We start from the raw sequence: 19085 nt of genomic DNA on the forward strand, positions 1-19085 counted from the left end.
GCCACTCGTGGCAGATATGACGGACGTTGCCACACGCTTGACCGGTGCCGGACGTCAACCGCACGCACGCTTCTCATGTAAACCTGACGACCAGCTATGAGGTACCGAGTTTGTCCCGTCCTACCAGCCCCATCCCGCCCGGAAGACCCCCCTCGCGACGCGGGGCCCTTACGCCCACGCTGATTGTTGTTGCCATCGCAGTGGTGGGCTTCATCTTCTTCGCCAACGTGTGGACTGACGTCCTCTGGTACCGGCAGCTCGGCTACTTCGAAGTGTTCGTGACGGAAAACCTGTCCCGGATCGGAATCTTCCTCACCGGCTTCGTACTCATGTTCCTGGCTGTCTTTTTTGCCATCAGGGTTGCCTACCACGCACGGCCCGTTTACGCGCCGGACTCCGAGATGCGCGACAACCTGAACCGCTACCAGGCCCAGCTTGAACCGGTCCGCCGCGTCGTTATGGTGGGCCTGCCCATCCTGTTCGGGCTGTTCGCGGGCAGCGCCGCGGCCAGCCAATGGCAGAAAGTGCTGTTGTTCTTCAACCAGGAACCGTTCGGCCAGAGCGATCCTGAGTTCGGCCTGGACATCAGCTTCTACCTCATGACTCTTCCGTTCCTGGGATTCGTCACAGGCTTCCTGATCAGCGTGGTTGTGGTGGCCGGCATAGCCGGAATCCTCACCCACTACCTCTACGGCAGCATCCGGCTGATGGAACGCGGCGTGTTCACCAGCCGCGCGGCACAGATCCACCTCGCGGTAACCGGCGCAGCCTTCCTGATCCTGCTCGGCGCAAACTTCTGGCTGGACCGCTATGCCGCCCTTCAGGGCAACGGCGGGCGCTGGGCCGGTGCGCTGTATACGGACGTGAACGCCGTGATCCCCACCAAGGCGATCCTCGCCGTGGCGGCAGGCTTGGTGGCCATCCTCTTCATCGTTGCGGCGGTCATCGGCCGCTGGCGCCTGCCGGTCATCGGCACGGCCATGCTGATCATCACCTCGATCCTGGCCGGCGGCGTGTACCCGTGGGTTATCCAGCAGTTCCAGGTGCGGCCTTCCGAGCAGACGTTGGAGAAGGACTTTATCCAGCGCAACATCGAGATGACTCGGGCGGCCTACGGCCTGGACCAGATTCAGGTGGACCGCTATGACGCGACGAACACTGCCAGCACTGGGGCGCTGGCCCCGGACGCCCAGACCACGGCCAACATCCGGCTCCTGGACCCCAACCTGATCTCCGATGCGTTCTCCCAGCTGGAGCAGTACCGCCCGTACTACCAGTTCCCGGAGGCACTGAACGTCGACCGCTACGAGGTTGACGGCAAGATCCAGGACACGGTCATCGCCGTGCGCGAGCTGAATCCGGCGAACGTTGCCACCAACCAGCAGGGCTGGCTCAACCAGCACGTCGTCTACACCCACGGCTACGGCGTGGTGGCGGCCAAGGGAAACAAGTTCACCGTCGACGGCAAGCCGGAGTTCCTCCAGTCAGGTATCCCGTCCACCGGTGTACTTGGCGATGACTCCACCTACGAGCCGCGGATCTACTTCGGCGAAGACTCCCCGGAGTACTCCATTGTCGGGGCGCCTTCGGGATCACCGCACCGCGAACAGGACAGGCCTTCCGGCAAGGAAGGGGACGGGGAAACCCAGTACACCTTCACCGGCAACGGCGGGCCCAACGTGGGCAGCTTCTTCAACAAGGTCCTCTACTCCATCAAGTTCCAGTCCTCGGACCTCCTCCTCTCCGACGGAGTTAACGCAGAATCCCAGATCCTGTACGACCGCAGTCCGCGTGACCGCGTGGAGAAGGTTGCCCCGTACCTCACCGTTGACGGCAACTCCTATCCGGCCGTTGTTGACGGCCGCGTCAAGTGGATCGTGGACGGGTACACCACCAGCCAGTACTACCCGTACTCGCAGCAGGAGCAGCTCTCGGCTGCCACCGCGGACTCCCAGACCACTTCAGGCCGGACGGTTGCCCTGCCGAACAGCTCGGTGAACTACATCAGGAACTCGGTCAAGGCCACGGTCGACGCCTATGACGGCTCGGTGACCCTCTATGCTTGGGACGATCAGGACCCCGTCCTGAAGGCCTGGCAGAAAGTTTTCCCCGCGTCAGTGAAGCCGTACTCGGAGATGTCCGGCGATGTTATGAGCCACGTCCGTTACCCGGAAGACCTGTTCAAGGTGCAGCGGGAGCTCCTGGGCCGCTACCACGTCACGGAACCAGTGAGCTTCTACAAGAGTGACGAAGTATGGAGCGTGCCGAACGATCCCACCGTAGATACGGAAGTCAAGCAGCCGCCGTTCTATATGTCACTGCAGATGCCTGACCAGGAAAAGCCGGCCTTCCAGCTCACCTCATCCTTCATCCCGCAGATCGTCAACGGCACTGCCCGGAACGTCCTCTATGGCTTCCTGGCCGCCGACTCTGACGCCGGAAACGAGAAGGGCGTCAAAGCTGAAAGCTACGGCAAGCTGAGGCTGCTGCAGATTCCGCCGGAAACACAGGTTCCCGGGCCAGGCCAGGCCCAGAACAAGTTCAACTCCGATCCCACGGTGTCCCAGGCTTTGAACCTTCTGCGGCAGGGTGCCTCCGAAGTGCTCAACGGCAACCTGCTGACACTGCCTGTGGGCGGCGGCATCTTGTACGTCCAGCCGGTTTACCTCAAGTCGACCGGTGAGACGTCCTACCCCACACTGCAGCGTGTGCTGGTGGCCTTCGGCGACAAGGTCGGCTTTGCGCCGACCCTGGACGGAGCCCTGAAGCAACTCTTCGGCGGCGACTCCGGCGCTGCCGCGGGCGACTCCGGCAACACCGGCCAGACCCCGCCTGCTCCTGGCACAACACCGCCGGTGAGTGCAGGTGCCCAGGCAGACCTGAAGGCCGCGCTGGATGAGGCCAACGCCGCCATCAAAGCGGGCCAGGCAGCCCTGGCGGCTGGCGACTTTGCAGCCTACGGGGAAGAGCAGAAGAAACTCGCGGCGGCCCTGCAGAAGGCGATTGACGCCGAGGGCAAGATCCCGGCACCGGCCCCTGAAGCCACGCCATCGCCCGGGGCGACACCGTCGCCGGAAGCTACACCGACGGCGACGCCCTCGCCGGCGGCCAGCAACTAAGGGGTTTGACGCAGCGAGACGCACATCACGCCACCAGGATTTGGCCTCCCGTTCACCGGACGGTAGTGTTGATCTTGCGACGCGGGGTGGAGCAGTTCGGTAGCTCGCTGGGCTCATAACCCAGAGGTCACAGGTTCAAATCCTGTCCCCGCAACTGGCGAAAAGTCCGGATTCTGGAAACAGAATCCGGACTTTTTGGTTTAAGCGGACCCGTCCCAGGCAGCCAACCTCGGCGTCGTGGCGACCCCCAATCACGATTGGTTTTTACCTACTCCAAAGTACGGTAGTGTTGATCTTGCGACGCGGGGTGGAGCAGTTCGGTAGCTCGCTGGGCTCATAACCCAGAGGTCACAGGTTCAAATCCTGTCCCCGCAACCATGTAGAAGACCCCGACCGGCATGACGCCGGCCGGGGTCTTCTTTTGCCCGATTACACGTGGTTCCTAGTATTCTCGTTCGCAAAGCCATTTGAGCACTTGGTCAGTCATTCTCGAGAGGAATGTTGTTCGATGTCCACACCCACGAAGAAGCCCGGCTCCTCGACGAGCAAGCGGTCAAGTCTCTACTGGGGTGTTCCTGCCGCGCTCGTAGTGCTGGTGCTCGTGGTGCTGCTGGCCAAGTGGATGACCGGCCTTCCTGCGGTGGCCTCGTTCCTGGCTGACTATCCGGGCCATTCGGAACTGCCTGACGGCGCGCCTGTGGGATTCCCGGCGTGGCTGGCCTGGCAGCACTTCCTGAACGGCTTCTTCCTGCTGCTCATCATCAGGACCGGCTGGCAGGTGCGGACCACCACGCGGCCCAGCGGCCACTGGACGCGCAACAACAAGGGCCTGATCAAGACCAAGAATGCGCCCGCCAAGATCACGTTGGAGCTTTGGCTGCACCTGACGCTGGACGCGCTCTGGGTCCTCAACGGCCTGGTGTTCGCCATCCTGCTGTTCGCCACCGGCCAATGGATGCGGATCGTGCCCACGAGCTGGGACGTTATCCCCAATGCCCTCTCCGCGGCGCTTCAGTACGCCTCGTTGAACTGGCCCACCGACAACGGCTGGGTCAACTACAACGCGCTGCAGCTGCTGACGTATTTCGCCACGGTCTTCATCGCCGCACCGCTTGCCTTCATCTCCGGTATTCGGACGTCCTCCGCCTGGCCCAAGGAGGCCACGGCTCTCAATAAGGCCTACCCCATTGAGCTCGCGCGGGCCATCCACTTCCCGGTCATGATTTATTTCGTGGCGTTCATCGTGGTGCATGTCTTCCTGGTGCTCGCCACCGGTGCATTGCGGAACCTGAACCACATGTACGGCGGCAGCGACGACGCCGGCTGGTTCGGCTTCTGGGTCTTCGTCGCCTCGGTGGCAGCCATGGTGGCAGCCTGGTTCCTGGCACGTCCCCTCTTCCTTCGCCCCATCGCCTCCCTGATGGGCAAAGTCAGCCGCTAATTTCCGGGCCGGTGGCGTTGTCCTGGCCTTGCCGGTCCTCCCGAAGCCTCTGGTAGGTGGCCAGCGCACGCTCCCTGGACTCGGGGAGTCCCACCACGGGCGCGGGGTAGCCCTGGACGTCGGGCTGCTTCCACGGTTCGTGGATGGCCCTGCGGTCCATGTGGGCGAGTTCCGGAATGAACTCGCGAAGGTACCGGCCGTCGGCGTCGAACTTCTTGCTCTGCGTGACGGGATTGAAGATCCGGAAGTACGGGGACGCGTCGGCGCCCGAGCCTGCAACCCATTGCCAGTTGGCGGGGTTGCTGGCTGCATCGGCATCCACCAGGGTGTCCCAGAACCACGCCTCGCCCAGACGCCAGTCGGCCAGGAGATTCTTGACGAGGAATGACGCCGCCGCCATCCGGACCCGGTTATGCATCCAACCGGTCTGCCAGAGCTGCCGCATCCCCGCATCCACCAGCGGATAGCCGGTCCGGCCCTGTTCCCACGCCTCCAGTTCCGCGGCGGTGGGCTGCTGCCATTCGAAGCGGTCGAAGTCGGGCCGGTAGTTTCGGGTAGCCAGCTGGGGATTGGCGTAAAGCAGTTGCCAGCAGAACTCCCGCCAGCCCAGCTCGGACCGGAAGATCCCGACGTCGGGCGTCGCCTCCCGGGGGAAGTGGCGGCGGAGCTCGTGCCAGACCCGGAACGGGCTGATTTCACCAAAACGGAGGTGCGGGGACAGCCTGGAAGTGCCTTCCACACCGGGAATGTCCCGCCCAGTGCCGTAGTCCTGTGCCGGCCCGTCCAGGAAGTCCTCAAGCCTGCTGTGCGCTCCGGCCTCCCCGGGCTCCCAGGTCTCAGCGAGTCCGCCGCTCCAGTCCGGGGACACGGGCAGCAGCGACCACGCTGTCAGCGCGTCGCTGCAGGCCTGCTTCATCGAACCGGCGACGGCGGGGGAGGGCAGGCCGGCCGGCGCATCCAGCGGCGGACGGGGCTCGCCGGACGCCGTGCAGGCCCGCCAGTAGGGCGTGAACACCTTGTAAGGGCCGCCGCTGCCGGTGGTGATGGTCCACGGCTCGAACAGCAGGTTGGCCTGGAAGCTCGCGGCTTCGATGCCGTTCTCCGCCGCCCAGGCCTCGATGTCCGCGTCCAGGGACCGCTCGGGACCGCCGTAGCGGCGGTTCCACAGCACGTGCTTTGCGCCGGTCTCCGCGGCCAGGTCCCGGATCATACGGCTGGCAGGTCCGCGCCTGAGGATGAGTGCGGAACCGGCCTCAGCAAGCGCCCCCGCCAACGAAGTCAGCGAGTGGTGCAGCCACCAGCGGGCCGCGCCTCCCAGGGGACGGATTCCGGGGGATTCCTCGTCGAGAATGTAGACCACCGTAAGCGGCAGGCCGAGTTCGACGGCGTGGGACAGAGCGGGGTTATCGTCCAGTCGAAGGTCATCACGGAGCCAGACGATGGAGGACGCAACGGGGGAGACCATGGCCTCCACGCTACACATCCACGACAGCAGCCGCACGGTCGTTTGCAGGTTTCTGTCCGGGCATGGCGGGGGCCGGGGTTCGTGATGAACCCCGGCCCCGGCTGGCCCGCTCAGCGGCGGACGCGGCTGGCTACAGCTTGTCGAAGTCGGCTTCGTCGACTGTAGACTCGGACCTCGCGCCGGAAGCGCCGATGGCCGGCTTGGCCCCGCCGGACTTCAGGGCTGCCAGGCGTGCTTCGATTTCCACCTGCTCGCCGAGGTCTTCCAGCTGGTTGAACTGGGCGTCCAGGCTCGACGCGGCAAGCTCCTGCTGGCCGCGGACCTTGGCCTCTTCGCGGCGGATTTTCTCTTCGAAGCGGCCAACTTCGCTGGTGGGATCCATGAAGTCGATGCTCTTGATGGCATCATGCACCTGGGACTGTGCCGCGGCCGTCTTGGACCGCGCAACCAGCTCGTTGCGCTTGCTGGTGAGTTCGTTGAGCTTGCCCTTCATCTGGTCCAGGCCCGACTTGAGCTTGTCCACTACCTCGGTCTGCGAGGCGATGCTCGGCTCGGCACCCTTGGCTTCGCTTTCCGCTGACATCTGGCGCTGCAGGGCTACCTTCGCGAGGTTGTCGAACTTCTCGGCGTCAACGCTGTCGCCGGCGCTGCGGTATTCGTCAGCCTTGCGTGATGCGGCGAGGGCCTTGTTGCCCCAGTCCTGGGCGTTCTTGATGTCCTCGCGGTAGTCATCCTGGAGCATACGGAGGTTGCCGATGGTCTGGGCGACTGCGGATTCAGCCTCCGCAATGTTGTTGGTGTAGTCCCGGACCATCTGGTCCAGCATCTTCTGCGGATCCTCAGCGTTGTCCAGCAAAGTGTTGATGTTTGCCTTTGCCAGCTGCGCGATCCGGCCGAAAATGGACTGCTTAACCATGGTGTTACCTTTCGTCCTGCTCAATGGTGGCCACTGAGATCAGTGAACAGTTGTTGTACCGCTTCTTTTCGCCGGCAGGTTCGTTCCTGCCGACGCCTAGCTCTTAATGGTCAGAAGTCCCCGCCGCCGCCGGAATCGCCGCCCCAGCTGCCGCCCATATCGCCGCCGCCGGAGTCACCGCCCCAGCCGCCGCCGTCACTGTGGCCTCCACCCCAGCCTCCGCCGCTGCCGCCGTTGAGGATGGAGTTGATGAGGATACCGCCAAGGATGGCGCCACCGAGGCCGCCGCCGCCTCCGCCGCGCCCGCCGAACATGCCCCCGCCGCCGAAGCCCTGGTTGGCGTAGCCACCGAAGTTGTCGACGTCAGCCTGGGCGAGCTGCGCTGCCTGGGCCGCAAGGGCATGGGCCTGCTGGGCGTAAGTCAGCGCGGTGACGGGATCGTTGCGCGAGATGGACAGTGCGTAGTCGAGGTTGCGCTGGGACTCGGCGAGCCGCGTGCGGGCCTCGGTGCCTACCCCGCCGCGGCGGGCGGTGATGTAGTCCGAGGTGGCACTGATCTGCGCCTGCGCCGACATGATGGTCTGCTGCAGCGACGCCTGCGCGCGGCGGGCCTGGTCCTGCTGGTTCCGGATGCCGGTGAGGGACTGGTCCAGTGCCTGGTGTGCTGTTTCAACGCGCTGCAGGGTGGCGATGGGATCGATTTTCCCGCCCTGGATTTCGGCCTTGACCTGGCCTAGAGCTGCTTCAACGCCGGCGACCGGGCCGGCGAGTTCGGGGTGTTCGCCGGACTGGATCATGGCCTTCGCCTGCGCGAGGTCCTGGGAGGTTTCGACGACGGCCGCTTCCAGACCGTTCCGGGCTTCGTCCAGGCTGGTGGACACCTTGGCGATGGCGTCCAGCAGAACGTTGGTCTGGTGCAGGCTCTCTTCAGACGCCCGCACGGCGACCGCGGCGAGGCTGCCTTCGCCTTCGGTGAGCTTCTCCTGGGCGGTGGCCGTGGCATTTTGCACAAAGGCCAGCCGTTCCTTGGCCTGGGTGATGTTGTCAGCGACCTGGACCAGCGCGCTGTCCGCGTACTTGGCGCGCAAGGCCGTCAGTGACTGTTCGGCGCTGGCGATCTTGGCATCGGCTTCTTGGGCGCCGGCGCTGATGGCTGCCAGTGCCTGCGGGGCGTTCTTCTCGAGCTCGCGGAGCGAGTCGAAGTCGGCCTTCTGCTCCTGGAGCGAGCCGAGCGCCGCCTCTGAACGGCGGATGATCTCGCCGAGCCAGCTGCGCTGCTGTTCTTCCGTGTCCGGGATGTGGTCGTCAAGCTGCTGCTGGAGCTTGAAGGATTCGGACATGTGGGCTTTGGCCTCGGCCAGGGCCTTGGTGAAGTTCCCCACCGCGGCGTCGCCGTACTGGGCCTCCGCGAACCCGAGTTCCTGCTCACTGGATTTGATGGCGTCGTCGGCCTCGATGATGAGGGAACCGCTCTTGCGCCGGAGTTCCTCGATGCTGAGCGAAGCCAGCGGATCCAGCTCGGCGCCATGGGCGCCATAGCTGGCACTGGACGCCTGGGCCGCCTTCTTCCGCTTGTTTCGGAAGTAGAGATAGGCGCCGGCTCCACCGGCAGCAACTACGCCTGTGCCGACGAGGACAGCGGCGCCGGCGCCCTCACCGGGGACGTTGCCGCTGCCACCGCCTGCTGCATCGCCGATGGCTGCCGCGGCGTTAATGGCCGCCTGGGCGTAGTCGTCATTGGCCAACTGCGGGCCTATGGCTTTGCTCTTGATGTTTTCGATTTGGGCGGCGGTGATCTTGCTGCCGCTGGGCTTGTTCAGGATGTACTGTCTGTTCTCGGTAGCCACCGCAAGAATCAAGGCATTAGGTCCGAGGCTGGCCTTTTTGGCTACCTCGTCCGTCCACGCTTCGCGGTCGGTTGGGTTTTCGAACTTCTTGACGGTGACAACATGCAGAACGGTGGCGTGGTCACTTCCAAGCTTCTTGATGGCTTCCTGCACATCAGCCTTCTTCGAACCGAGAACGCCGGCGGAATCCACAATCTTGGAGGAGGGATCCAGTGTCACCGGATCTTCAGCCCAGGCCCCGCCGGCAGGAACCGCGAGCAGCCCGGTCAGGCCGATCACGGCGAGGATACGTTTGAACTTTGACCGCATGTGCAACCCTTCAGCACGCCTGACACCGATTCGGGACGAATGAGCGTCTCAGAATGCAGCAGCGCCCCCACGCGTGGTGTAAAGCCGCAGGTCGCTGTGGCATTTCCTTTTGATTCTATGGTGCACCTCTTGGTGCGTCCACAGCGGCGAATATGCCACCAGCGAAACCCCCGGAAGAGCCTGCTGGCAGCGGAATTCGGTCTCCCAGCAACCTCCCAGCCAACGTTCGCCCCAGTTCCAGCCAGACGGTACATAGTTAATGCAGACGAGGATGAAAGGAAGTCCAATGACTGAGAACCCAACCCAGGGTGCAGCGCCGGAGAACCGCAATCCGGATGAGAACCGGAATGCGGACCAGAACTCTGCGGAGGTCCGCAGCGACGCTGTCGGTCAGGCTAATCCGACCGAGAAGCTGGACCGATCCGGGGCACCCGATAACCCCACCCAGCCGCTGCCGGGTGCGGCCCCTCCGGGTTATCCTCCCCGCGAGCCCTTCTATGGCCAACAGACACCGAGCCAGCAGACGCCAGGCCAGCAGGCTCCCGGCCACCAGTACGGCCAGCACGGAGCGCATTCGGCCGCGCCAGGCGGCTCGGCAGGTCAGCACAACCCAGGCCAGCACAACCCAGGCCAGTACAACCCAGGCCAGTACGCTCCGGGCCAGTACAACGCTGCCCCGAACCCTGCCGACGCGCCCCGCCGAAAAGCCTCGTTCGGCGTCGGCACCCTGGTGGCCAGCATCCTTGCCGCCGGCCTCGTGGGTGGCGGCGTAGCGACAGTCGGTTCGGGCAACCTCTTCAACAATGGCTCGCCGTCGGCCGCGAGCAGCAGCCAGCCTGAGACCGTGATTGTTAACAACAAGGACGATGTCAACGCCATCACGGCGGCCGCACTGAAGGCTTCCCCCAGCGTCGTGACCATCAGCGCTTCCAGCGGCAGCTCCGGCGGGACCGGCTCGGGCATCGTCCTGGACGACCAGGGCCACATCCTGACCAACACCCACGTGGTGACCCTGGATGGCCAGAGCGCCAACGCAGCCCTGGAGGTCCGCACCAGTGCGGGCAAGGTCCTCAAGGCCACGCTGGTGGGCACTGACCCCCTTTCTGACCTTGCGGTCATCAAGGTGGACGACGCTTCCGGGCTGACCCCTGCCACCCTCGGAGACTCCGGCAAGCTCAACGTCGGCGACACCGCCATCGCCATCGGCTCCCCGTTGGGCCTCACGGGCACCGTCACTGACGGCATCGTCTCAACGCTGAACAGGACCATCAGCGTTGCGTCTTCGGCAGCACCCAAGGAGGGCGACAGTTCCCAGGGCGGCGATCAGGGCTTCCAGTTCGCGCCGCCGAACGGTGGCCAGGGCCAAAGCACCGCGAACCAGGGGTCCATCTCCATCAATGTGATCCAGACGGATGCCGCCATCAACCCCGGCAACTCCGGTGGTGCCCTGGTCAACAGCAAGGGCGAGATCATCGGCGTCAACGTGGCCATCGCGTCCGCCGGCTCGGATTCCTCGTCCACGGCCGGCAACATCGGCGTGGGCTTCAGCATCCCCATCAACCACGCCAAGCGGGTGGCACAGGAGATCATCGACACCGGCAAGGCATCCCACGGCCAGCTGGGTGTCAGCGTCAAGGAGAAGTCGTCCACCAGCTCGTCCTCGGGCTTCTCCGTCGGCGCTGACGTGGCCACGGTAGAGGCAAACTCAGCGGCAGCCAAGGCAGGCATCAAGGTGGGCGATGTGGTGACCAAGTTCAATGACCTGGTCATCAGCGAGCCCAACCAGCTGACCGCGGCCGTCCGCGAGCAGGCCGGCGGCTCCAAGGTCAAGCTCACGGTCCTGCGCAACGGCCAGGAACAGACGTTCGACGTCACGCTCGGCACCGCAGCGGACCAGTAGGGCCTGATCGGCAGAACGCACGGCAACCATTAACGAGGACGACGGCGGGGCTCACCAAAGGTGATCGCCGCCGTCGTCCTCTGTTGCCACCGTCCTGTGCCGCCGCCGTCGTGCGTGTTCCCCGTGCGCGCCGGGCAGGGCCGTGACACAGGCGTTAACGGGACGGCAACGGGGGACGGCTATATGGTTAGCTAGGATCTACCCGTACCCCGGGCGTTCCGAGGCCATGACCCTATCCGGCTGGCTGTCCACAAGCATGGAAGGCTGCTGTAACACAGTGGAAGAGACATTGAAGATCATCGTCCTGGTCAAGCATGTACCGGACGCACAGTTTGACCGTCACCTCACCGGCGAGGGCTACACGACGGACCGTGACGAAAGCATCCTTTCCGAGCTGGACGAATACGCCCTTGAGGCCGCTTTGCAGCTGGCTGAGGCCCGCGGTGGCGCCAAGGCCGGCAACCAGGTCATTGCGCTGAGCATGGGTGCGTCCGGTGCGGTGAACGCGGTGAAGAAGTCACTCCAGATGGGCGCCACCGAAGGTGTGCACCTCACCGATAGTGCGTTGGCCGGCTCAGACGCCGCCGCCACTTCGCTCGCGCTCGCGGCCGCCATCCGCCATATTGGCACCGGCGCGCCGGTGGACCTTGTCCTCACCGGCATGGCGTCCACCGACGGCGAGACGTCCTTGGTCCCTGCCCAGCTCGCCGAGCGCCTGGGTCTGCCGCAGGTCACCTTCGCGTCCTCGCTGACGGTCGACGGCGGGCGGCTCACCGCGCGCCGCGACGCCGACACCTACTCGGAGACCGTCGAAGCAACGCTTCCCGCGGTGGTCTCCGTGACTGACCAGATCAACGAGCCGCGCTACCCCAACTTCAGGGGCATCATCGCGGCCAAGCGCAAGAGCATCACCACGCTGTCGCTGGCCGACATCGGAGTCGATCCCGCGCACGTGGGCCACGCCGGATCGTGGACCACAGTGACCGCTGCCGAGGAACGCCCGCCGCGCACCGCCGGAACCATCATCACCGACGAAGGCGACGCCGGCATCAAGCTCGTCGACTTCCTGGCCGCCCAGAAGCTGCTCTAAGAGGGATCACAGACATGGCAAACGTACTCGTATTCATTGACAACCCCGGCGATGCCCTGAAGAAGAGCACCCTCGAACTGCTCACCCTGGGACGTTCCCTGGGAGAGACCGCTGTTGCCCTGAACGGCGATCTGCATCAGGATGTTTCGGCCACGCTCGCCGAATACGGCGTCACCGCCGTTTTCCGGCCCTCCGCCCAGGACCTGGATGACTACCTTGTCTCGGCGAAGGCAGCCTATCTCGCTGCCGCCGCGGGTGCCGCCAGTGCCGGCACGGTCCTCCTGGACAACTCGCCCGAAGGTAAAGAGATCGCGGCGCGGCTCGGCATCCGGCTCAACGCCGGCGTCATCACCGACGTTGTGGCGGTCGACGCCGACGGTACAGCGCACAAGTCGGTCCTCGCGGGGTCCTACACCACCTCTGCCCGGACCACCACGGCGGTTTCCGTGCTGACGGTGAAGGCCAACAACGTCACGCCGGAGCCGGCATCCGTGGCTTCCGCCCCGGAGACGTCCACCGTCGAAGTGCCGGCGGACGGCACAGCCACGGCGGCCCGCATCACCGCCCGCGAACAGAAGGCGGCCAGCGGCCGCCCGGATCTGTCGGACGCCCGCATCGTGGTGGCCGGCGGACGCGGAGTGGACGGCGACTTCGGCCCCGTGGAGCAGCTTGCGGACGCCCTCGGTGCTGCCGTCGGAGCCTCCCGTGCAGCCACGGACGCCGGCTGGATCAGCCACGACGCCCAGGTGGGCCAGACAGGCAAGACCGTGTCGCCCCAGCTCTACATCTCGGCCGGCATTTCCGGTGCCATCCAACAGAAGGCCGGGATGCAGACAGCCAAGATCATCGTGGCCGTGAACAAGGACGCCGAGTCGCCGATCTTCGAAATCGCTGATTTTGGCATCATCGGGGACCTCTTCGACGTCCTTCCGCAGGCCACCGAAGAAATCAAGAAGCGAAAAGGCTGACCTTGGCCCACGCCGCTGCCTCAGCACAGAGCCCGTTCAACCCGGACATCCACCGGATTGGGCGGGTGCTCTGTTTCGCCGCCCATCCGGACGACATCGACTTCGGTGCGGCCGGCACCATCGCCGCCTGGACGGCCGCGGGAATCCACGTCAGCTACTGCATCATGACCGACGGCGACGCGGGCGGCTTCGACCCGGCGCAGCGGGCCGAGATCATCGCCCTCAGGGCGGCCGAGCAGCGCCGGGCAGCCGAACTCGTGGGCGTGACCGACATCCACTACCTCCATGAGCGCGACGGCTACCTGGAACCGACGCACGAGGTGATGAAAGGTGTGGTGAAGCTGATCCGGGAAATCCGTCCCGACGTCGTGCTTGCCATGCATCCGGAACGGAACTGGAACCGCCTCCAGAAGAGCCACCCGGACCACCTTGCCGTGGGGGAGGCCGTGACCCGGGCTGTCTACCCTGCGGTCGAAAACCCGTTCGCCTATCCCGAGCTGGCCGAGGCGGGCCTCGCGGCCTACAAGCTGCCGTGGCTGTGGCTCTATGCCGGGCCGGAAGAGCGGGAGAACCACTTTGAGGATGTCACCGACCATGTGGACGCCAAGCTCCACGCGATCCACGTGCACGTGAGCCAGCATCCCGATGTCGCGGCCATGGAAGCAGCGGTGCGGAACGGCATGCACATGAATGCACGGCGTGCGGGCTTCGCTGAGGGCCGCAGCGCCGAAGCCTTCCACGTGGTCGCCGTCAACGGCCCGGGGACCATCGCCGGCTTCTAGAACTTCCGGTGGTGGGGCGGCTGGCCTCTGGCGCAGCCGCCCCCGGGCTCATGCGCCCAGAGGTGCGGCAGCCACGGTGGGGAACGTCGGCGTGGCCGAACCGCCCACCGGCTCCACGGTGATGCCGAGCGCTGCAGCGGACGCAATGCCCTTCACCACGGCAGGCTTTGACAGGGCTGCTTCGTCCATCAGGCCCTGGGAAACCGGTGCCGAGCCGTCCTTCGGGATCAGCCACATCTGGTAAACCTTGCCGGCCGGCGGTGCGGGTACACCGTTCATCTTGACCACCACGGCATCCTTCGACGACGAAATCAGCACTGTGGCGGTGCCGCCGGCGGAGACGGGTACGGAGGCTTCACGGACGTCGGCGGCCCGGACCACCTGGTTCAGGGGATCGTTCTGATCCGTGATGTAGGCGCCCACGCCCACGCCACCGAGGGCGATCACGGCGGCGGCTGCCACTGCGGTGAGCCAGCGGCGTGCGCCGGCAGGCCGACGTCGTTCATCCCTGCGGACCCTGGCCGCGGCGAGCTCATCCAGTGCTTCTGCCGGCGGCTGTGCGGCCGGCATGGCAGGGGCAGCCGTGACTGCGGTGGGCCCATCGGCAGGCAGTTGCGCGAGGGACGGCAACTGGGACACGATACGGGCGAAAAGATCCGCGGGAGGCTCCGCCTCAGCCGTAAAGGACGCCGCGAGAGTCTCCCTTGCCTGGCGGACACGCTCAAAGAAAGCGCTGCGCTCGGCGTCGGGCGCGGCGGAGATGTAGCGGTCAATGGCGGCGCGTTCGGTATCGCTGATCGCGTCCAGGGCATAGAGCTCGGCCAGATCCACGGCCCGCCCGGATTCCAGGTCGGCAGCGATCTCAGTTCCGAACGAGCCGGGACGGCGGGTGCCTCCCTGACTATTCATTTCTGTCATCTCAACTCACCCCCAGACAGGTCTTCAAGCGGATCAGTCCGTCGCGGATGCGGGACTTGATGGTGGGTACTGCTGCGTTTAGCTTTTCCGCGACTTCGCGGTAAGTGAGGCCGCCGTAGTAGGCCAGCCGCACGGATTCCTGCTGTGTATCGGTCAGCGTTTCCAGGCACCGGACCACCGCCTCGGCCTCGAGCCTGCTATCGACTTCGGCGGAGACGGAGTCGTGGTCCACGTCCTGGCTGCTGGCGCCGTATTTGGCCTCTCGGTCGGTGGCCGACTGCGAGGAACGGACCTTGTCCACGGCCCGGCGGTGCGAAATGGTCATCAGCCACGAAAGCGGACTGCCTGCTTCCGGGTTGAACTTCGCGGCGTTCTGCCATACCTGGAGGAAAACCTCCTGCGTGGTGTCTTCGCTGAGTTCGGGATCGATGAGCACTCGCCGCGCCATGCCGAACACCCTGCGGGATGTCAATTGGTAGAACTCGGCAAACGCGGCCTGGTCGCCGCCGGCTATGCGGGCGAGCAGCCCGGCCAAGCGCTTGCTGAGATCCGCCGGTGAGTCATTGACTGCGGCCGGGGCCTCGGAGTTTGGCGCGTTGGGAGTTTCCATCACTACCCAGCATAAGTCGCCCGGCGGTGAAACCTGAGCATCGCGGCCGGTGCTGCCCCTGGGAAAGGGGAAAGCCGGCGGCGCCGACCGCCTCGTCTCAAGCAGTGTCACCTGCCGCTCCTTCCTCGCCCCGGAATTGCTGTCAGGAGTGATTCGGTGCGGGCAGCCCTGCGGATGGTCCGCGGGCGCTCAAATCTGGGCGCCGGAAAATCCCTGCTGGCGCCAGGCCTCGTAGACAGCAATCGACGCCGCGTTGGCCAGGTTCAGCGAACGCAGGGACGGCAGCATGGGAAGCCGCACGGTGGCCGTGACATGCGGATCGCTCTTGAGGTGTTCAGGCAGGCCTACTGATTCCTGGCCGAACATCAGCACATCGCCGGGGCGGTACGCGATGTCCGCATAGCTGGCGGTGCCGTCAGAGGTGAAGGCGTACACACGTTCCGGCTGCAGTTCGCGCCAGGCATCCTCGATGCTTTTGTGGACGGTGACGACGGCGAGGTCATGGTAGTCCAGGCCGGCGCGCCGGAGCTTGGCGTCGGAGAAATCAAAGCCGAGGGGTTCCACCAGGTGCAGTTGGGCGCCGGTTATGGCTGCCAGCCTGATCGCATTGCCGGTGTTGCCGGGGATTTCGGGGGCGTAGAAGAGGATTCGGAACACCGTCCAATCCTAGTCAACCAATCCGGGTCAACGGTTCAGTGCCCGCTACCCAGCGCATGCAACAGTTCAGTGCATGCCGCGAAGCAGCCTGGCCAGCACGGACACATTGACGGTGTTGGGTGTGGGGCCGGATGAGAGGAAGTGTTTGAGTCCGCGGACCAGGCCTGCCGCGTTCACCACCTGGATGGTTTCGGACGTGCCGGCTGTTCGCCGGTGGCGGTCGATGACGGGTTCGTGGAGGTTGCCCTCGGCGCTGTGGATGACTGTCCAGCCGGTGACGTTCAGTTCGGGGAAGATGTCCTGCATGGCCCGGACAACGTGGGCCAGTTGCGGCGGCGCGATGGAGCGTCCGCCGTGCTTCAGCGTCTGTCCGTCCCAGGCATAGGCGCCCTTGGGCAGCAGCATGGACCCGATCAGCGCCAGCCGGTAGCCGGACAGGAGCGCATGGTCGATGTTGCTGTTGTCGGCGGGGGACTGCAGGCCGTTGACCAGCCGGGCCGCAGGAATCGCGGGCAGGACCTGGCGGGTGATGAGCTGCACTGTCCGCAGTTCGCGCTGGATCCTGGCCTCGGCGCCAAAAATGCCCCGCTTGCGCGGCATCCCGTGGACCTGCTGGCTGGCCTGGGCGAACGGGATGAGCGGCACCGTGCCGGACGCCTCAAAGGCCGCAGCATCATAGGGCGGGACGTACAGGGGCGGGTCGCCCGCGGTGTTCCGAGGCGTGGTGGTCCTGTGGACAGTGGCCGAGGCATGGCTGCCCGCCGCCGGCGCATCAAAGTGCGGCCCTGCGGCGGAATCGTCAGTGTTGCGGGCAGTCCCTGCGGCATACGAGCGGTCGTAGGCCTTCCGGCGCGTGGGGTCTATCAGGGTTTCGTATGCTGCCGTCACCTGCCGGAAAGCGGCGGCGTCCCCGCCATGGTCAGGATGGGCCTTTCGCGCGGCCCGGCGGTAGGCCACCTTGATCTCCTTGTCGGTGGCCGTCACGGCGACGCGGAGCACCTCATAGTAGGAGTTGCTGCTCTCGGTCAAGCACTCATCCTTTTTCTTCGCTGGCCAGTCCACGGCATGCAGCCCGGTGGGCCCCAGTTTACGGCCTGCCCACACAACGACTGCGCACGCCTCAGTGGTTCCCGCGGCCCGGCGCCTAGACTCATTGAGGACGACGGCAGGCGGGCCGTCCGGGCGAACATATTGGGGTAGACGTGAAGGCGCAGGCGGCTGTACTCGTGGCGGGGGCGCTGCTCGGCGTGACAGCACTGGGAGGCTGCAGTGTTGACGTTCCCGATCCGGCTGCCCCGAGAGTGGAGCCAACTGTCACCGCCCTGGCCACCCCTACCATCACCCCGGGCCATGACGCAGAAGCGGTGGCCGCAAAGGACATGCCGTTCTCCGCTGGCGGTTCCCTGGCCGCCGGGGTCCCCGTGGGGATCTCGGACGGACTCAAGGATGCACCCGGCTGGCAGCAGGTCAAGGAGAACGTGGCCGGCGAGAGCCAGTACCTGAAGGCCGATGGCTGCCGGGTGGCGGCCAAGGTCCGCACCAACCAGGCCCCGCTGGCGCTCCAGGACGACAAGGAGTCAACCATTGGCCTCTTCACCTACCTGGACGCGAGCATCCTGCCCGGTTATCTGAAGACCGGGACGCTGCGGTGGGGCGGGGAGGCCGGCAGGGCGGGGCCATCGGCCGAAGTGCTGGTGCTGGAGAAACCCGGCCAACCGGGCGTCAGGTCCACGGCCGTTATGGCCCGGGTGTTCGGCACAGCCGCATCATCGGTCTACATTTCCGTGGCCTGCCCGGACGACGCCACACTGGCAGCCGCCCGGGCCGACGTCGCAGGACGCCTCCTGGTGGTCCCGCCGTCGAAGTAGCCGTGCCGGTTACTTACCGTGCCTGCGCCAGGACCCGGCGGGGGAAAGGCGGTTCAGGGCGAGCGCGCCCACGAGCAGGCCGAAGTCCCGCAAGGCAACGTCGTAGAAGCTGCCCAGGACCAGCAGGTTGACGATGATTCCCAACAGCCAGACGGCCACCAGCAAGGAACCGAACCGGGGGCGGACCGCCACCGCAATTCCGGCCATGATCTCTACAACGCCGACGATGTACATAAAGGTCTGCGCCGACACCGGCACCACGGTGGTGGCAACCGGTGCGAGGTAGATGGTCCAGTCGGTCAGGATGTTGGTGAACTTGTCCAGACCGAAGAGAATCGGTGCCACGGTGAACACCGTGCGCAGCAGGAAGAACGCCTGCCGGTCCGGTGCCATCGCCTGAAGCCGACCGCCTGCGTTGATTTTCGCGTTGATTGTCATGGTGGACTCCTTCTAAAAGTAGGTATCATTATTTTAGAAAGACCGGCAACATTAAGCAATGGTTGTTGTTTTTAGAGTGAGGGGCACAGGGTGCGCAGACTTCCGTGGGGCCGCCGCATGGCGGCCGTCGTTTCATTGGGTGACGAGAAGCGCCGGCAGCTCTTTGAGCTGATCGCCGCCTCGGATGCCGCCGTCGGACGCGATGACGCCGCCCTGGCCCTCGGGCTGCCAAGGAGCACGGCATCCTTCCACCTCGACAGGCTGGTCCAGGACGGGCTCCTGGCGGTGGAATTCCACAAGGCTGCCGGGAAGTCGGGTCCCGGCTCCGGGCGGCCGGCGAAGATGTACCGGCAGGCAACGAGCGAGGTGGGGGCCTCCGTGCCTGACCGCAACTATGATCTCGCCGCTGAGCTGCTGGTCGCAGCGATCGAGCATTCCACAGTGACCGGCGGCGCCGTGGGCGATTCCCTGCTGTCCACGTCGTACGGCAAGGGCCAGGCGCTGGCCGCCGGGGCCGCAAGCCTGGCGGACTTCGTCGCAGGAGAAGGCTACGAGCCCCGGCCCGACGGCGCCGGCGGCTTTGTGCTGGTGAACTGCCCGTTCCATCGGCTCTCGGACGGGCACCCGGACGTGGTCTGCGCCATGAACGGAGCATTTCTGCAGGGGGCGGCGGCGGCGTGCGGGGAGCCGGAGGAGCGCGTGGCGCCGAACAGTGAGCCGGGCCAGTGCTGTGCCAGGATCACCCCGCCCTGACTCC

At 65.5% G+C, this 19085-nt stretch carries 16 protein-coding genes and 2 tRNA genes; 10 read left to right on the top strand and 8 right to left on the bottom strand.

Translation table 11 applies throughout. The features are described from left to right. Nucleotides 1–110 precede the first annotated feature (110 nt). The 4 genes from ACVWY0_RS00405 (at nt 111) to ACVWY0_RS00420 (ending at nt 4560) form a co-directional block, all read left to right on the top strand. The gene (locus tag ACVWY0_RS00405; protein WP_485834980.1) at nt 111–3119 is read left to right on the top strand and encodes a UPF0182 family membrane protein; all 3009 of its coding nucleotides are present in this window, start codon (nt 111–113) and stop codon (nt 3117–3119) included. Between the two features lie 80 nt (nt 3120–3199). After that, a tRNA-Met gene (locus ACVWY0_RS00410) sits at nt 3200–3273 on the top strand. A gap of 147 nt (nt 3274–3420) precedes the next feature. Continuing rightward, nucleotides 3421–3497: transfer RNA gene (locus ACVWY0_RS00415), tRNA-Met, on the top strand. Between the two features lie 130 nt (nt 3498–3627). Next, nucleotides 3628–4560, top strand: a complete 933-nt coding sequence (locus tag ACVWY0_RS00420; protein ID WP_485834981.1) for a cytochrome b/b6 domain-containing protein — start codon at nt 3628–3630, stop codon at nt 4558–4560. Here the strand turns inward: ACVWY0_RS00420 and ACVWY0_RS00425 are convergent. From ACVWY0_RS00425 to ACVWY0_RS00435, 3 genes are all read right to left on the bottom strand, one after another. Further along, nucleotides 4550–6025 carry a cryptochrome/photolyase family protein gene (locus ACVWY0_RS00425; protein ID WP_485834982.1) on the bottom strand — a complete coding sequence of 492 codons (1476 nt, stop codon included), beginning with the start codon at nt 6023–6025 and terminating at the stop codon, nt 4550–4552. The genes ACVWY0_RS00420 and ACVWY0_RS00425 overlap by 11 nt on opposite strands. 130 nt (nt 6026–6155) lie before the next feature. After that, nucleotides 6156–6941: a PspA/IM30 family protein gene (locus ACVWY0_RS00430; protein WP_248759829.1), complete on the bottom strand. Its 786-nt coding sequence runs from the start codon at nt 6939–6941 to the stop codon at nt 6156–6158. Between the two features lie 110 nt (nt 6942–7051). After that, nucleotides 7052–9097, bottom strand: coding sequence for a TPM domain-containing protein (locus ACVWY0_RS00435; RefSeq protein WP_485834983.1), 2046 nt, complete (start codon nt 9095–9097; stop codon nt 7052–7054). Between the two features lie 286 nt (nt 9098–9383). On the opposite strand from ACVWY0_RS00435, the gene ACVWY0_RS00440 reads away from it, so the two are divergent. The 4 genes from ACVWY0_RS00440 to ACVWY0_RS00455 all read left to right on the top strand — a co-directional run bounded on the left by ACVWY0_RS00440 (nt 9384) and on the right by ACVWY0_RS00455 (nt 13837). Next, entirely contained in the window at nt 9384–10997 is a 1614-nt protein-coding gene (locus tag ACVWY0_RS00440; protein WP_485834984.1) for a S1C family serine protease, read from the top strand. A 289-nt stretch (nt 10998–11286) separates the two neighbouring features. Next, a complete protein-coding gene (locus tag ACVWY0_RS00445) occupies nt 11287–12087 on the top strand; it encodes an electron transfer flavoprotein subunit beta/FixA family protein (protein ID WP_485835188.1) in 801 nt (266 codons plus the stop codon). Between the two features lie 14 nt (nt 12088–12101). After that, nucleotides 12102–13055: an electron transfer flavoprotein subunit alpha/FixB family protein gene (locus ACVWY0_RS00450; RefSeq protein ID WP_485834985.1), complete on the top strand. Its 954-nt coding sequence runs from the start codon at nt 12102–12104 to the stop codon at nt 13053–13055. Between the two features lie 2 nt (nt 13056–13057). Continuing rightward, a complete protein-coding gene (locus tag ACVWY0_RS00455; protein WP_485834986.1) occupies nt 13058–13837 on the top strand; it encodes a PIG-L deacetylase family protein in 780 nt (259 codons plus the stop codon). A gap of 48 nt (nt 13838–13885) precedes the next feature. Here ACVWY0_RS00455 and ACVWY0_RS00460 read toward each other — a convergent pair whose 3' ends face one another. The 4 genes from ACVWY0_RS00460 to ACVWY0_RS00475 all read right to left on the bottom strand — a co-directional run bounded on the left by ACVWY0_RS00460 (nt 13886) and on the right by ACVWY0_RS00475 (nt 17051). Further along, nucleotides 13886–14755: an anti-sigma factor gene (locus ACVWY0_RS00460; RefSeq protein WP_485834987.1), complete on the bottom strand. Its 870-nt coding sequence runs from the start codon at nt 14753–14755 to the stop codon at nt 13886–13888. 1 nt (nt 14756) lies between these two features. Further along, nucleotides 14757–15365 carry a sigma-70 family RNA polymerase sigma factor gene (locus ACVWY0_RS00465; RefSeq protein WP_485834988.1) on the bottom strand — a complete coding sequence of 203 codons (609 nt, stop codon included), beginning with the start codon at nt 15363–15365 and terminating at the stop codon, nt 14757–14759. Nucleotides 15366–15554: 189 nt separating this feature from the next. Then, nucleotides 15555–16022, bottom strand: coding sequence for a tRNA (cytidine(34)-2'-O)-methyltransferase (locus ACVWY0_RS00470; RefSeq protein WP_485834989.1), 468 nt, complete (start codon nt 16020–16022; stop codon nt 15555–15557). Between the two features lie 66 nt (nt 16023–16088). Then, nucleotides 16089–17051 carry a J domain-containing protein gene (locus tag ACVWY0_RS00475; RefSeq protein WP_485834990.1) on the bottom strand — a complete coding sequence of 321 codons (963 nt, stop codon included), beginning with the start codon at nt 17049–17051 and terminating at the stop codon, nt 16089–16091. Between the two features lie 173 nt (nt 17052–17224). Here ACVWY0_RS00475 and ACVWY0_RS00480 point away from each other — a divergent pair, with 173 nt between their 5' ends. Next, complete coding sequence (locus ACVWY0_RS00480) at nt 17225–17890, top strand: hypothetical protein (RefSeq protein ID WP_485834991.1); 666 nt, start codon at nt 17225–17227, stop codon at nt 17888–17890. A 9-nt stretch (nt 17891–17899) separates the two neighbouring features. Here the strand turns inward: ACVWY0_RS00480 and ACVWY0_RS00485 are convergent, their stop codons facing one another. Then, entirely contained in the window at nt 17900–18328 is a 429-nt protein-coding gene (locus tag ACVWY0_RS00485; protein WP_485834992.1) for a hypothetical protein, read from the bottom strand. 90 nt (nt 18329–18418) lie between these two features. Here ACVWY0_RS00485 and ACVWY0_RS00490 point away from each other — a divergent pair, with 90 nt between their 5' ends. Continuing rightward, complete coding sequence (locus tag ACVWY0_RS00490) at nt 18419–19081, top strand: helix-turn-helix transcriptional regulator (RefSeq protein ID WP_485834993.1); 663 nt, start codon at nt 18419–18421, stop codon at nt 19079–19081. Nucleotides 19082–19085: the final 4 nt, after the last annotated feature.

The sequence above is a fragment of the Arthrobacter sp. UYNi723 genome (assembly GCF_054057635.1).

What these genes read in the sequence shown, in the direction of transcription:
- ACVWY0_RS00440 (WP_485834984.1), top strand. Translation starts at nt 9,384, where the DNA reads ATGACTGAGAACCCAACCCAGGGTGCAGCGCCGGAGAACCGCAATCCG.
- ACVWY0_RS00450 (WP_485834985.1), top strand. Translation starts at nt 12,102, where the DNA reads ATGGCAAACGTACTCGTATTCATTGACAACCCCGGCGATGCCCTGAAG.
- ACVWY0_RS00420 (WP_485834981.1), top strand. Translation starts at nt 3,628, where the DNA reads ATGTCCACACCCACGAAGAAGCCCGGCTCCTCGACGAGCAAGCGGTCA.
- ACVWY0_RS00430 (WP_248759829.1), bottom strand. Translation starts at nt 6,941, where the DNA reads ATGGTTAAGCAGTCCATTTTCGGCCGGATCGCGCAGCTGGCAAAGGCA.
- ACVWY0_RS00435 (WP_485834983.1), bottom strand. Translation starts at nt 9,097, where the DNA reads ATGCGGTCAAAGTTCAAACGTATCCTCGCCGTGATCGGCCTGACCGGG.
- ACVWY0_RS00465 (WP_485834988.1), bottom strand. Translation starts at nt 15,365, where the DNA reads ATGGAAACTCCCAACGCGCCAAACTCCGAGGCCCCGGCCGCAGTCAAT.
- ACVWY0_RS00485 (WP_485834992.1), bottom strand. Translation starts at nt 18,328, where the DNA reads ATGACAATCAACGCGAAAATCAACGCAGGCGGTCGGCTTCAGGCGATG.
- ACVWY0_RS00460 (WP_485834987.1), bottom strand. Translation starts at nt 14,755, where the DNA reads ATGACAGAAATGAATAGTCAGGGAGGCACCCGCCGTCCCGGCTCGTTC.
- ACVWY0_RS00425 (WP_485834982.1), bottom strand. Translation starts at nt 6,025, where the DNA reads ATGGTCTCCCCCGTTGCGTCCTCCATCGTCTGGCTCCGTGATGACCTT.